Genomic DNA, 14,960 nt, shown 5'->3' with positions numbered 1-14,960 from the left:
ATGGAAAAGCCGCCCGGGAGGGCGGCTTTGGTGCAAATATAGGCATGAATCTTTGGACTTTATAAAATGCTTTCAAAATACTCTCTGATTTTTGAAATGGTTGTTCTGATAGCTATTCGTCTATTACATAAAGATAGAAATGCTCTCTGTGCTTCAAGGGTTTTTAAGTAATCAGATGCTGAATTTGGAGTTTTTGATTTTTCTTCAATAATTATTTCTATCGTTGGAATTAAAAACAAAGTAGTGAAGCCTTCTACCAAAGCTTTTTTATATTCTTGGTTATCAAAATATCTGTCCGAATCATAGCTAATACTATATGATTTATTTTCTCTTGTTTCTAGTAAGACTTTGGCAGAATAATAATAGCATAGAACATAGAATTTGCATATCCTGCTTATTTGTAATTGAAGCTTTATTTCTTCTTTCTCAGTATCATCTGTACTACTTTTTAGTATTATTCCATAATCTTCTTTTAATTGTTTTTTAGACGCATCATACAATTCTTTTCCGACAAATAATAACTCATCTATTTCGTTGTTACTTTTAGTAAATAGAATTCCCTGTGGATTAGATATGTATGAAAAAACATCATCATAGTATTGATTTATTATTAAGTCTGGGCGTTTTAAATCTTTAATGAATAATTGCTTTTTTTGGTCTTTCGCAGTATATGGTGATTGTTTAAGACCAGCGTGTACCAACTGTGCTAAATCTTCATTTGAAATATATCTATGTTTTTCTGCCTTTTTTAGTCGAGTATTTCCAGTTAGGTATTTCTTTTCGCCATTTCTTATTTCCATATAGATTCTAGGAGCTCCTTCTTTAAGCTTCCTTTGAAGAGATATTTGTTCAATATTATTTGATACCATATCTCTATCGGATATTGGATTTTGAGTATTGTTGAATTTGGTTATACTCAATCCAAGTTTTTCGTCAGTAATTTTAAGTATTCTTGTAAAAACATAAACATTGTTTAACCTTTGCTTTGCTTTATCTTTGTCATCTGCTTCCAGATAGTATTTACATAGAGAACTTGTTGTTTGAGCTCCATTAATAATGGAAAAATCTGTTAAAATTATAGAATCGATAGATCCATTATCGTCTTTTTTAGCATCATAATCCTTTGCTACAATGGTGATTCCATTATTATAATACCAAAAATTGTGTGGCTCACTATCTATCGTTTCTTTCATTCCAGCATATGTTTTAGATTTCTTATCTAAACCATTTCTGAAATTTTGACCATATAAGAGGTTTTTTCCGGTTTCTGTATTATCATATTCTAGAGCTAAGTTAGCTAATTCCCAACCTCTAATGTTAACAAGGAGTGCATTATCTTGATAAGTCATAAAATTATTAATTGCATCTGATTTAAGAACAGCAGAATGAACACATTCTAGCTCATTGTTATTTAAGATCCTTTCTAAATCCTGTGAAGTAATTACTATCTCATCATAAAAATCTCTACTCACATATGAACTATTATCACCATTATGGACGACAACATATGTGACATTTTTTTCAAATGATTTGTCAAAGTTTTTTTCATTTATCAAGTTTAAAAACGACTTTGTTATCGGTGGTTTAACAGTATCGGGGTTATTTAGATATGCTTTAATTGTGCTTTTCATTTTATCAAAGCAAGAATAAATTGTCTCGTTTCTTAGGCTTGAATGTTTGACTTGAACGAATTCGTATTCATATTCATCACCATTTTCTTTTTCTATTATCATATCAATACCACTATCTGGCGGTGGAACAATATACTTTGATATTTCTTTATATGCTTCAGGTTTACTGTAATTGGCATGACTGGAATTAATTGGTTTGTCAAGTAAATTCCTATATAGTATTTCTAATACAACAATAGGAAAAGCATCCTCTTTTTTCCCTCTTCTAACTATACAGTTAGTGTTTAAATCTCCTTGCTCTTTAAATTCTTCATAGTATCGGTTCATTCTATCATCGATAATATTACTCATAGCTACGCCTCCTTTAAACTTTATACTCCCATTATACCCCATTTTATTCCAAAAGTCAACCAAAATCGCAAAAAAACTGTGAATTATGCACAAAAACCACCCCATGTGCAAAATATTACCCACGCCCTCTGCTATACTGATAACAGAACAAAAAACCACGAACCTGAAACCGAAAACGGAGGGAATAACTATGAAAATGACATCTGCACAGGCAGCAAAGCAGCTGCGTAAACTTATTGACCGCTTTAACACACTGACCGCAAAGGAAAGGAGCACAAGCACGTTTTTAGCATCACTCGGCGAGGACGTAGAGTCGCTCAGACCCGAGTATGACTATGCGGCTATGCAGAAGCAGCAGGCAGAGCTTGAAACCCAGATACGCAGGCTCAGGCACGCTATAAACATATTCAACACCACGACCGTCATACCCGAGTATGGCTTTACTATCGACGAGATGCTCGTGTTCCTGCCGCAGCTGAGCAATAGAGTGAAGAAGCTCGGCTATATGAGAGACGCTCTTCCGAAGGCGAGGGAGGAGAACCGCTATACAAGGGGCGGCTCTATTATCGACTACCGCTATGCAAACTACGACATCAGGCAGGCCGAAGCAGACTATCAGGCAGCCGCCGATGAGCTCGCTAAGGCACAGACTGCTCTTGATGTTGTAAATAATACAGTTGAGTTTGATTTCATATTCTGATCAAAAATCCGTCTGCGGGCTTTGGTTTATGATCAATAATCATAAGGTCTAAGGTAAATCGTTATCCGTTATTTTATTGTTATATGTTTGTGTAAGTGTTAAGTGTAAGCTACTTGCTTTTTAAAAAACATAGTCTCCTTAAGGAGCACAATAAAAGGCCGCAGTAAAAGCTTTTGTAAAACACAATAGAGTGTTCCCCGCAGCCAAAGCACGGTCATAGGCTGCGGGGGTTGTTGTATTATGTCATAAGCTCTTGAAAAATGTGTGAATTTGTGCTATAATATCATATAGCAAAGCATAATAACAGGAGGCGGGAATATGGCATATATCACAACAAAAGTACATACGCTGAAAAGCTATCCTACATATCAGTTCAGCGCGGTGGCAGATTCAGCAGCGGTCGCTTCTGATGATGTTTTTAAGATATGTATTCTTGAAACTATGCGTTGGATAAGGTCAAGGCTCAGCGATCATTCTTCCATTCCTGCCGAGATAGATACCCCCGAGCCGGAAAACTACTCGCAGTTTGCTAATGACCGTATAACGTCATTCAGCTATGAAAGCGGCTTTCAGATAGATATGATATATATCGAGGAGCTCGGCGTGTGGTCGTTTCGTATCTCCGAGCCTGATATGGGCGCAAATCCCGGCAAGGAAAATGAGCGTGCCCCCGTCAACGGCAGGTCCTTCACCACAGAGATAGCTTTCCTCAAGCAAAATGATAAGGTTTCTCTCGGCATAAGAACTATCTGCTCCGAGCCCTCTGATAATCAGACCGACTGCGAGGTTTTCCGCCCGAGGATAGTCAGGGCTCTTGCCGATAATCCCGATATTCGCCTTATTCACAGCGGCTTTATAATCAACGGCGAGCCGCTTACAGTTAAAAGTAAATCCGAGCTTGACCGCTTTATCGGCATTTATAAAGACGAAGACAGAAGCCTGCCGCTCATCATTTTTGCAGACACAACTTTGTCCGTGAAAACACCAATGCCGCAGGACATCACAACGAGCCTGCCGTCATTTGATGTGATCCAGTATAAGCTCTCGGGCAAGACGGTAGATAAAGAGCAGAGGATCAGTATCTCACCTGAGCTGCTTCAATACAAAACCAATGTAAAAGCAGAGATAATACCCAAAAAGCAGAAAACAAAACCGGCTGCAGTAAAGCCTAAGACTGAGAGCAAAACAGAAAAGCCGCCTCTGCTTGACTATAAGAAGCTCTCTTATATGCTGTCAGGCTATGCTATCGTAGTTTTCGTAGAGGACAAGTTTATAGGTCAGGTCGTGAACAAAACGAATATCACTATCAAACACGGCGACATAATCACCGTTCAGGGGCAGAATGTGACAGATAGGCTTGCTTATTCGCAGTACGGCAAAAATATACAGACAGCCTTTGATGAGCTGTATGCAGGTGCTGTTGAAATGCCAAAGCGCAGCAAATTCTGTTACGGCGATGTGTTGTTTTCCTCTGAAGCAAAGCAGAAGGAGTACCATACAAAACGAAAAACAACAAGCTCTCTTGAAGAGCGTTGTGAGCTATACAGGCTTGAAAGAGATGATCTGAATAAACAGATAAAGGAATTAAAACAGCAACAGACAGATATGGCTCAGACGGCTGTCAATATAAGAATGCTGCAAAAAAGGATAGCTTCACTTGAATCTGCTCTTGCGGATAAAACAGAAGAATGTGATGCTCTCAAAGAAACGCTGTCGATAAAGGAAAACTCCTATCGCCGCAGCAGCGAACTGATACAGTTCTATCAGCAACTTTACGAACTTGCGGCATCTTTCCCAAAAGATAAAAATGCAGTCTGCGATTGGATTGAAAGCAGCTTTTCTGATGAGATAATAGTTGCTCCCCGTGCAGCAAGTGAAATGCGCAAATACAGCGGTTCGCTTGACCTTTTCAGCCTGTGTGACGGGATACTTTATCTTTCAGCCTATGCAAAATACCGTCAGCAGAAGATCACTTTAGACGAGCTTGAACTCTACGCTGCACGCAGCAACTGGGAGATACAAGGCTGCGGAAAAGAAGCACTTAAAATGTTCCGCACAGACTATTCCGTAACTTTCAGCGGCAGTCAATACACGCTTGATCAGCACATCAAGCGAGGCAATCAATCGGAGGAGCTGATACGCATATACTTCTGCTGGGCAAGTGATCTGAATAAAATAATTATAGGCTCAATGCCCGAGCATCTTCCGACGGTGAAGAACAGTACTTGAATCATCATGTCTAAGTTTATTTCCATTATTGATTTTTTGGGTATCATGTGTTATAATACTACTATATACCATATTTAAAAGGAGGTAGCGGAATGTTAAACATATTCTATGGTGATATGCCTGAGCAGGTGTTTGAAGCACAAGATAATACAGCACATCAAAGCCAAAAATAATAATCAATATACTATATTATACAGACCAATCAAACGGAACACACCATAATTCTGGTCATTATCTGGTCATTATCGGTCATTAAAACCCACATTAAGATAGTAAGATACTATTATGCCAATTTGCTGCAAATGCCGCTGATACGGGAATTCAGAAGAATTCTTGCAATTTAAAATAATCATAAAACTCAATTCAAGTCCAACAGGGGGAGCCACTTTAAGAAGCCCGTAGATACGTCATCTACGGGCTTTATTGTAAGCTTTTTGTGACAGTTGGTTATTATTTCTGCTTTGTTCAAAATGCACATAAAACTTGATTGATTTTGTATATTTATACAATTCATATATAGCTCGAATGCCTTTCTGTTAACCGAAGATAAAAAGCTAGAATTCTTTTATTCTGATTTCGCTATTATTTAAGGGCTTGTTCCGTGTGGAGCAAGCCCTATTCCATTTGTGAGAAAATCTCTCCTTCAATGGCTGATATATTGCTGATATTGATAATCTTTCCGGTTATATCTTTTTCACCGTCATAGAACAATATCCTCATAAATATTCTGTCAATCATTTTGATCTCTCCCGTGTACTCAGCATAACTGCCGCCTTCTTTCAAATTGTCGGGAATAAAGTATGTAACAGTTATTTCGGGACGGTATCCCTCGTCTATCAACGCTGATAGAAATACAAATCTTCTGTCAAGCTCCTCCCGTGCAACATCGGTCAGGTTTATGTATTCATCTGTCAGCCTTCCTGTTTCATATATCATATCTTCATAGCATGATAGTGCTTGAAAAGCTGCAAACTGAGCTGCCCTGTCATAAAGGCTCATAGATTGGCTCAAAGCAATGGGTCTATCTGTTAATTCGGGTGTATTTCCCGAGGACGGAGTAATGGGGGAGTATTTTTTCAGCTTTGGAACCGCTGATGTTTACGATCCTGAAACAGACAGCGTAAAAAGTGAATATATTAACCCGGGTACTGTACTATTAAACATAAAGGCTTGTGATTCAAGAGGAAAGATAAATACAACAGCAACGCACGAAGGAACACATCATAGGCTATGCTATTACTTTTTTATGATGCAAATGGCTCACGGAAAACAATACACATCTTATCTTTGCAAGCGCAGGGAGTTTCAAGAGGGGAGAACTGTAAAGTGGACACCGATAGATATAATGGAATTACAGGCTAACAAGCTGCCTTCATATATCCTTATACAAGAGATGCCCGGAAATAAAAAGGCTGAGGAATTGTTAAAGAGCTATGGAGGGGAGATCTCACTTGAAAACATCAGAAAGCTCGTTAATGATATGGCGCAATACTTTGGAGTGACTAAAACAATGACAAGAAGCAGGCTGTATGAATTTGGATACAGGGAAGTTGGCGGAATCGGTCAGTATATTAAGGGCAGCAGAGTGCCTTCATATATTTCAAGGCTTGGCAGAAATGAAACATATACTATAGATGAGAATGAGGCTATCGAGGAGTATATAAATAATTCTAAGTTCAGAAAAATATTGGATCTGGGGCTTTATGAATATGTCGAGGGGCATTATTGTTTGCGTGAGAGCAAATATATTTGTGTGGATCATTTGGGAAATAAGCACCTGACGAGCTACGCAAGGGAGCATATGGATGAATGCTGCCTTGTATTTGAGGTGAAATATGAGAATATCCTAAGTTCATTTGTAGGCGGGGTACTACATAAGGGTGGACCAGGTATTATTAATACCTGTTCTTTTATACTGTTTTGTGATAGGATAATAACACAGCAAGGGAAACAGGCTCCCAAAGCTGAATAAATAATATTGAAACTGCAGCTCATCTTACCGCATCGACTCGACCATGAATAATGATTAGTGGCTCATTATTTTTTTATCAAAACCGGCTCACTTTTTTCATAGCGCTGTGGCTCAGTTTTTTATTGACAAAGGCAGGAATGGTAATTTGTTTTAAGGCAATACCGCACGACCATTGTATGTCAGATGCGCTGACAAATTTTTCGTCAGATTGCCTATATCCGCCGCAGTTTTACTGGCGTAAGACAAGGTGGATTTGGGCGATATGACGGAAAATTTTCAAGCATATGGCATACAAAGGCGTAAGCCGTTGGTTGTGCGGTGTTGCCTTAATATTTTTGGCTTGTTATATGGCGATTTTTAGTTGCAGATTAAGAGAGGAGTTTATGATGGTGAAGCTAGAAAATGAGTCTATGCAAAGCGATATATACAAAGCCTGTCAACAGTTTTTTGGTTGACTATTATAAAAATATGTGATATACTATCATTAATAAAGGAAATAATACAGCGAAAGGCGGCGAGATAAATGAAGCGCTTTAAGACCACAGGACTTTGCAATCCTGCCAAGGATTATATGGTTGATATTACCGAGCGGCTTGAAAAGATAAAGGCAATGGTAGAGCGTGGAGATTATTTCAATATAAGTCGCCCAAGGCAGTATGGTAAAACAACTACACTTGTTGCATTAAAGAAATACCTTTCAGAGCAGTACAATGTGTTGAGCTTAGATTTTCAAAGCATGAGCCATTCGATCTTCCGAACAGAGGGTAGCTTTGTTAAAGCATTTGCACAAAATCTAATCGAAATAGCTGAAATAAAACAAGTTGTCATTCCTGAAAATATTATTTCTGAATTTGAAGAGCTTAGCAACAAAGATGAAATCATTCTTAATCTGAAAAAACTGTTTATGGTTATTATCAGATGGTGCAGCATCTCAAAGAAACCGATAGTTATGTTTATAGATGAAGTTGACAGTGCTTCCAATAATCAGGTCTTTCTTGATTTCCTTGCACAACTCAGAGTAATGTATCTTGAACGAGAAGCCGATATGGATTATCCTGCATTCCAATCTGTCATTCTTGCAGGGGTTACAGACATTAAGCATCTGAAAAGCAAAATACGGGATGATGAACAGATCAAAGTCAACAGCCCTTGGAACATAGCTGCTGATTTTGATATCGACATGACTCTTTCGGCCGCTGGAATTAAGGGTATGCTTGATGATTATGAATCTGACCACAATACCGGTATGGATACAAAAGCTATTGCAGACAGGATATATGAATACACATTCGGGTATCCTTTCCTTGTCAGCCGTATCTGTCAGCTTATTGATGAAAAACTTGTGCCCGGCAAGATAGACACCCTTGAAAATGCGTGGACGGACAATGGCTTTGACGAAGCGATAAAGCTGCTGCTTTCTGAAGATAACTCACTGTTTGATTCTCTTACAGGTAAGCTTACCAATTATCCCGAACTGCGTGAAAAACTAAAAGGAATACTTCTGCGAGGAAATACTTTGGAGTATCTTCCTGATGATGAAGCACAAAAGCAGCTGCGAATGTATGGCTTTGTACGCAATTATCACAATACCTGTGTTGTATTTAACCGTATTTTTGAAATGAGAATGTACAAGCAGTTTCTTGGTGAGAGCAAGTTTGATGACCTAAAACAACTTGGTAATTCTGAAAAATCGATATTCATTGAAAATGGAGAGTTGAATATTCCTAAGATAATGAAACATTTTATCGATTCACAGAAGATTATTCATGATGAATATACTGAGAAATTTGCTGAATCAGAAGGAAGGGAGCGTTTTCTGACATACCTCTCTCCGATAATAAACGGAGTCGGGACATACAGTATTGAGGAGCAGACTCGTGACCACAGACGTATGTATATTGTTATACACTATCTTGGCATAAGATATGTGATTGAGCTCAAAATCTGGCATGGTGAGCGCTACAATGAAAAAGGCGAGCAACAGCTCAAGGGTTATCTCGACTTTTTTGGGCTTGATGTTGGATATATGTTGAGCTTTAACTTTAACAAGAAAAAGGAATTTGGCGTTCAAATGGTCAAGGTCGGAGACAAGACCTTGTATGAGGGAATGCTGTAAGGTGTTTTGAGAATTATTGATTGCTGCTTATTCTTTCAGGTTATATCAGGTATCTGAGAAAGTGTCAGAAATGGCATTGAGTAGGTGTAATTCTTAGTATGCTGAAGTTTATCGTATACATTTTATCACAAACCACCGGAAATTGCTAACCCCTGCGGAAGATTTTATATTTTTCGTTTATCCTTCTTCGCAACATACTTTCTTCGCTGCCTTTCTTCCTCTACAAGTCTACTTATATAGTCTCCCTGTGAGATCTCACCATAAGTCTTGGCAATATCCGAGTACACATCATACCTTTTCCTACAGCCTTCAAGGTTATCCTTGAGGGCTGATATTTTTATGCCCAAATGCCGAGCCTTTTCACGCAGAGCGTCCACATCAGCAGGGGAGTGAATATCATTCTGCTCCAAAGCCTGCCTGCAAACTTTGAGCTGTAGCTGCTCTGCATCAGATGGCTTACTCTTAGCGGATAACTGCTTAAAAAGCTGTGCCTGTTCAAGCAGGCTCACCATTCGGTTGTATTCTTCAATATGCTCGTTTATCTCCTGCCGCTGCTTTTCGTATTCGATTCGCAGCTTGCTGATCCTGCCCTCCAAGTCACCGATAGAACGTATATTATCTTTGTTTATCACTGATAGCTGTGCCGACAGCCTATAAACATCAAGATCATTTTCAACCGAGTATTCCGCTGTGATAATTCGCTTGCGAGGTACTTTCTTCCGTTGGGCTGCAAGTATGTGAACATCACCTATTACAGCAACATATGCTGCCATTAACTGCGATTGACTGTCAATTGTAGGTGTACTACCGGCACCTACCTCACGATAAAGTATGCGAGTTTTAAGGCTATCCTCGGTGTATTCCTCACCGAAAGTTTTAGTTCTGACAAAGCTCATAACAAAGTGAATCGCTTTGGCAGTTCCTTTGCCTGTAAGCGGCGGAGGACTGTCAAAGCTATCTCTTGCAAAATGATCATAAACTGTTTTCATCTCCAAATATACCGTTTATCAGAGGGGCAAGTTCCTTTAAGTCTAAAACCCTGACCTCCGAGCTTACCGCCTTATCACGAATAAAGGACGTTGTAGTCTTGTTGCAGGCATTAGCCCTTCTCTCGACCTCCGCCCACTGTTTCATATCAAATGTGATCTTCTTTTCTTTTACCTGTTTGTACTTTGTCAAAATGGTGGCTGATCTCCGTTCCACGCTCTATGTATGCACTGCCGAATATGATCTATATTCTAAATAATTGACGAAAGGCTATCGCATTTTAAATACTATTTTATGATCATTGTTTTATTGGCTGCAAGCGGAAATGGTAATACTGCACAGATTTTATCTGCTCAATTTGTGCATACATACAAATAACAGAATAAAGTGTAAAAAATCTCATCTGAAAAACTCTTACTTATTGAAAGGGCTTATCAGGGGTGATATTATGTATATAAGCTTAGACGAAGCAATAATGCGCATAATAAAAATGCTTGCAGAGGCTGATATGCTGTCAGCCGAGAGCGAATTTCATATATATCAAAAAATCTTTTCTCAAAGTGAGGTGAATTGGAATGACAAAGAAGAATAACATAAAAACTCTTGTTTCGAGGGCTAAGAACGGCGATAAGTCTGCTTTTGAAGCGCTTTACAATGAATACAAAGACAAGGTTTATTTCTTTGCGCTCAGATATGTAAATGGCACAAGGATAGCTGAGGATATGACCTCGGAGACCTTTGTGACAGCACTTGAAAATATATCCCGCATTCGGGAGGACGAGGCATTTGCAGGGTGGCTTTATACGATATGCTATAACAAGTGTATAGCCCGCCTCAAAGCTCAAAACAAGCTTGAATATTTTGATGACGAAGAAGAATTATCCCTTGATTCCCCTGTTATGCTGCCCGAGGATTATGCAGAAAATAATGACATCAAGTGTAAGCTAAGGGAAATGATAGATTCTTTAGAGCCTTCGCAGCGTTCGGCTGTGGTACTGTTTTACTATGAAGATATGTCATTAAAGGAGATAGCCGCTGCACTCGGCATAAATGAAAGCACCGCAGGGGTAAAGCTGCACAGGGCAAGAAAGCATATAAAAAAGCAGCTTGAAAAGCTGTACGGAAAAAGCGGAATGCTTATGGCGTTCCCGCTGTCGGCAATGCTTGAGAATACTGCACAAGAAGGCTATGTTGTCATCAAAAAAGCTGCAAGAGTTGCTAAAACGAGTTTGTTTACAAAGGCTGCGATCGGTGCTGCAGCGGCGGTTGTTGCTGTTACTCTTGGACTTGGGTACCTAAACAATGAAATGGGTGATGAACGTCTGCCCAAGCCCGCCTCGCAAAAAACTGTCATAACCTGGGCTGTACCTCACGAATACTCTATAAGTGATGAAAACATAAAGGCACTCAATACAGAGCTTGACAAAAGGGGTACAGGTATTGAAGTTCATTTTAAATGGTACGGCGGTGATTACGATAAGGCACTTACAGACCATAGGGATAGCATTGATATTGCGTCGCTCGGATTTGACAGCGAGGATTTTTCGTCATTAGAGGTGATAAACAGTGGCTTTTTTGAACCGATAGATACAGACAGCACTTTGTTTGACACCTACAGCAAAAAGCTATGGACTCAGACAAATGTAAACGGGGTGAGCTATACCATTCCTAATACTGCTGCTGATGTGGGTGAGATAAAATATATTTTTAACAATGATTATTTTTCAAAAGAACAGATAGAAGGCTTTGACCTTGAGTTTTCTTCTCTTGGTAATATGATGAATGAACTCGATAATAAAGAAAAGATGATCTGCCTTGCATCTGCCGAACAGCTTATTACTACAGACGGGAGCCTTTGCAGAAACGGCTTTATATACTCCGCAAGCGAGAAAAAGGCTTTCGATTATTCTGACAGCCCCGAGCTGAAAAAGGTTCTTGATACTCTCCACAGCTATTACGAGCAAGGCTATATATTTGATCCTACGGGAAAGCTTGAAAGTGAGACCGACAAGATCGATTCCGGGGATTTTGCAGTTATAATAACCTATGAAGGCGCAGAGCTGCCGATAATAACTGTACCCGTCACAGAGCGAACTACCACACCCTATATCTATTCAAGAACTGCCTGCACAACGGGAATATCATCAGGCAGCAGAAATAAGTCAGATGCGCTAAAGCTTCTGACGCTTGTAAATACAGATAACGAGATACTGAAATACTTTGTGCTTGACAGCTTTGATAATAATACAAGTATCAACAAAAACAGCGAGCTTATCATTGGCAGCAAAGCCTTTTCCGATAAGGCAGAAATAAAAGAATACTTTGATACTAAAACGCTTTCTTCGCCGTTTAACGGGTTTAATATGGATGCTGACTTTTCTTCACTCGGCGATAACAGTATTTTTGATATATGGTCAGAAACTGACTATCCTGCGCTATTTGATCGGCTTAAAAGCAACAAAACAGAAAATAAGGCAGACAAGATAAACGCAAGCCTTGAAAGGTTTTTTGCAGGGAGGGAATGATAATATGAAAAGAATAATATGTGCTTTGGCGGCAATATGCTTGTTTATGACCTCCTGCGGGGAGAGCAAGGGGGAAAAAGCTGAAAACAAAAGCGAAAGCATTTATGTAAGCATTGACTGCTCTGACAGCTTTTCAGACAGCGGAGAGGTTTATGTAAGCGAAAGCAGTATCCTCACCTTTATCGACAGGCAATCGGGAATTGAAATGCCGCTTTGTGCAAAGCCCGACTGTAAGCACGAGGGGGTATCAAGTGCAAACCCTCACCCAAGCTGTGATGCTTATGTCGAGGGATATTGCAGCTGCCCTGCTATATATAATGACAAGCTGTATTTTCTGTATACACCTGAGGGCAAAAGCGGTGATTATTCGCCCTTTTTCACAAAGGTGCTTTGCTGTGCCGATAAGGACGGCACAAACAGGCGAGAGATAGCCCGTCTTGAAGGTGCGCAGACTGTCAGCTCGGCAGCGTATGGCGACTCTCTCTTTGCCTGTGCTTTCTATAAGGATTTTGACAAAAATGGCGAAAGCCTTGAAAAGCGTGAATGCTTTGCTGTTGTCATAGACCTTGAAAACGGAAATGTCTATAAGTCAAACACTTACACGGGCTATAACGGTATCATCAGAAATATATACATTGACGGGGAAAGTATATACTTTTCTTATACATATACCACAGAGAAAGAACTGATGAATGATGATGAATACATAAAAAGCACTATTCGCACCGAGATAGTAGGTTATGACTACAAGAACAAAAACGCAAAAACTCTGCTTGCAATAAACGGTGACTGTGCGGATATAGGCTATGGCTATGCGCTTATCAGTGAGGATAAGCCGTATATGTTTGATATAAAAAGCGGCAGTAAAACAGCAATTGACAGCAAAGGTACACCTTGTATGATGACGCAAAGGGGGGCATTGATGTATGATGACCGCTATTGTCTTTACAATAACAGCAATGAAAAAACCGCACTTGATGAAAATGTTTACTCAGTTATAGGGGTGACTGACAGCTTTGTATACTTATGGCAGAGTGAAGGGGATAAAACATTTTTATGTGTAATGGATAAGGAAAGCTTTCTTTCGGGGAAAAAGTGTGAGATAAAAAAGCTAAGGGAGATGTAAAACTTGAAAATACTAAAAATATTATCAGTTCTTTTTGCAGTAGTCGTAATGCTTACATCTTGTTTAGGCAAGGCACAAACGCAAAGCAGCTCACAGCCCGACAGCAAGGCTGAAAAAAAGCCGACTTTGCACGAGGACGGCTATTACATAAAATGGGCGATCCCCGACAGTATCAGTATAAGTGATAAAACACTTGAAAAGATAAATATGATTCTCGAAGAAAGGTATGATCTTGGTGTAAGCTTTGTGAGCATCAGCGATACGGAGGATTATGCAAATGAGCTTAAAAAAACTAATGCGGATATAGCCTTTTCAGGCTTTGACAGCGAGTGTACAAAGCCTTGTGAACAGTTGATAGCAGACGGATATTTCGCACCTCTTGATGATCTTTTAGAAGGCAGCGAGCTTTATGAAGCACTTCCTGCACAGCTATGGGATTGTTCAAAAATAAATGGAAGCACCTATGTTTTGCCAAACGAAACGGCGCAGAATATCGGAATAAGTATAGTGTTTGACCTTGATATAATAAACAGAGCCGCAGCCGAGAGCTTTGACGGGGATATAACTAAGCTACCCATTCTGCTGCAAGACGGCGGTTTGCTTGAATACGGCTTGCAGGGGTTTGAATTTATGGGGTTTTATGGTTATTATTACGCAGACGGGCGGCTGTATTCACCTGACGGAAAGGAAGAACTCCCGCTTGAAAACGAGAGCGCTATTACTTGGCTAAAAACAGTAAACGGACTATTTTTAAGCGGTAATGCAACTGATGATATAAACGCTGATTGGAGTATATGCATTACACGTGATCTGCCTGCTGTTAAAAAGAATAACACTTATATTTACAGCACAAAGTGCATTATAGGCTCACGCTTTTCTGCGACAACGGGCATACTTAAAAGCTCTGACAAAAAAGAGCGTGCCTTCAAGCTTTTGCAGGCGGTGCATCTTGACCACGATATAGGAAACTTACTTGTTTACGGAACTGATGCTGAGGTAAGAGACGGCTGTGCATATACCGCATACGGTGAGCTTATGTATGGCTATATAAACAAGCTTATCTTTGGCATAAATACAGGATTATTTAAAGACGGCGATAAGCTTATGCGGTTTGAAAGCTTTGAAGAACTCAATAATTACTATGATGAAAATGTGGCTGTGTGCAATAATGCAAAGATAATAACAGAAACTGACAAACAGGCTAAGGTGATGGATTCCTTGTCAGAGGTATATAAAAGCAAAAGCTTTGATGAAGATATCAAAGCGGCAAGGGCAAAGCTGCACAAATGAAAGCGTTGGTTTTTGTGCATATGATAGAAAATT

General features: G+C 39.5%; 11 protein-coding genes. 7 read left to right on the top strand and 4 right to left on the bottom strand.

The features are described 5' to 3' along the window. Positions 1-59 precede the first annotated feature (59 nt). Positions 60-1,982: an AIPR family protein gene (locus CD05_RS0109025; RefSeq protein WP_028510238.1), complete on the bottom strand. Its 1,923-nt coding sequence runs from the start codon at positions 1,980-1,982 to the stop codon at positions 60-62. A 190-nt stretch (positions 1,983-2,172) separates the two neighbouring features. Between CD05_RS0109025 and CD05_RS0109020 the strand changes: the two genes are divergently transcribed. Together CD05_RS0109020 and CD05_RS0109015 are read left to right on the top strand one after the other, a co-directional pair. Next, a complete protein-coding gene (locus CD05_RS0109020; protein ID WP_028510237.1) occupies positions 2,173-2,682 on the top strand; it encodes a hypothetical protein in 510 nt (169 codons plus the stop codon). Positions 2,683-3,000: 318 nt separating this feature from the next. Next, positions 3,001-4,911: a hypothetical protein gene (locus CD05_RS0109015; RefSeq protein WP_028510236.1), complete on the top strand. Its 1,911-nt coding sequence runs from the start codon at positions 3,001-3,003 to the stop codon at positions 4,909-4,911. A gap of 615 nt (positions 4,912-5,526) precedes the next feature. Here CD05_RS0109015 and CD05_RS0109005 read toward each other — a convergent pair. Beyond that, a complete protein-coding gene (locus tag CD05_RS0109005) occupies positions 5,527-5,910 on the bottom strand; it encodes a hypothetical protein (RefSeq protein WP_037322916.1) in 384 nt (127 codons plus the stop codon). A 61-nt stretch (positions 5,911-5,971) separates the two neighbouring features. Here CD05_RS0109005 and CD05_RS0109000 point away from each other — a divergent pair, with 61 nt between their 5' ends. Together CD05_RS0109000 and CD05_RS0108990 are read left to right on the top strand one after the other, a co-directional pair. Next, entirely contained in the window at positions 5,972-6,883 is a 912-nt protein-coding gene (locus CD05_RS0109000) for a hypothetical protein (protein WP_028510234.1), read from the top strand. Positions 6,884-7,406: 523 nt separating this feature from the next. Further along, a complete protein-coding gene (locus CD05_RS0108990; RefSeq protein WP_028510233.1) occupies positions 7,407-8,999 on the top strand; it encodes an AAA-like domain-containing protein in 1,593 nt (530 codons plus the stop codon). A gap of 164 nt (positions 9,000-9,163) precedes the next feature. Here CD05_RS0108990 and CD05_RS18040 read toward each other — a convergent pair whose 3' ends face one another. Beyond that, positions 9,164-9,988, bottom strand: coding sequence for a hypothetical protein (locus CD05_RS18040; protein ID WP_051588903.1), 825 nt, complete (start codon positions 9,986-9,988; stop codon positions 9,164-9,166). Then, positions 9,972-10,178 (bottom strand): hypothetical protein, encoded by a 207-nt coding sequence (locus CD05_RS0108980; protein ID WP_028510232.1) that lies wholly within the window; start codon positions 10,176-10,178, stop codon positions 9,972-9,974. The genes CD05_RS18040 and CD05_RS0108980 overlap by 17 nt, the downstream gene beginning before the upstream one ends. A gap of 383 nt (positions 10,179-10,561) precedes the next feature. On the opposite strand from CD05_RS0108980, the gene CD05_RS0108970 reads away from it, so the two are divergent. Genes CD05_RS0108970 through CD05_RS0108960 form a run of 3 tightly spaced genes read left to right on the top strand, consistent with a single transcriptional unit; the run spans position 10,562 to position 14,927 of the window. Then, complete coding sequence (locus tag CD05_RS0108970; protein WP_028510231.1) at positions 10,562-12,511, top strand: sigma-70 family RNA polymerase sigma factor; 1,950 nt, start codon at positions 10,562-10,564, stop codon at positions 12,509-12,511. 4 nt (positions 12,512-12,515) lie between these two features. Beyond that, positions 12,516-13,637 carry a hypothetical protein gene (locus CD05_RS0108965; protein WP_028510230.1) on the top strand — a complete coding sequence of 374 codons (1,122 nt, stop codon included), beginning with the start codon at positions 12,516-12,518 and terminating at the stop codon, positions 13,635-13,637. Between the two features lie 3 nt (positions 13,638-13,640). Further along, positions 13,641-14,927, top strand: coding sequence for a hypothetical protein (locus CD05_RS0108960; RefSeq protein WP_028510229.1), 1,287 nt, complete (start codon positions 13,641-13,643; stop codon positions 14,925-14,927). Positions 14,928-14,960: the final 33 nt, after the last annotated feature.

This window comes from Ruminococcus sp. NK3A76 (genome assembly GCF_000686125.1).
In the GTDB taxonomy this organism is placed as follows: Bacteria; Bacillota; Clostridia; order Oscillospirales; family Ruminococcaceae; genus NK3A76.
Note: the sequence above shows the minus strand (reverse complement) of the source record. Positions and strands in the feature narration are given on the sequence as shown.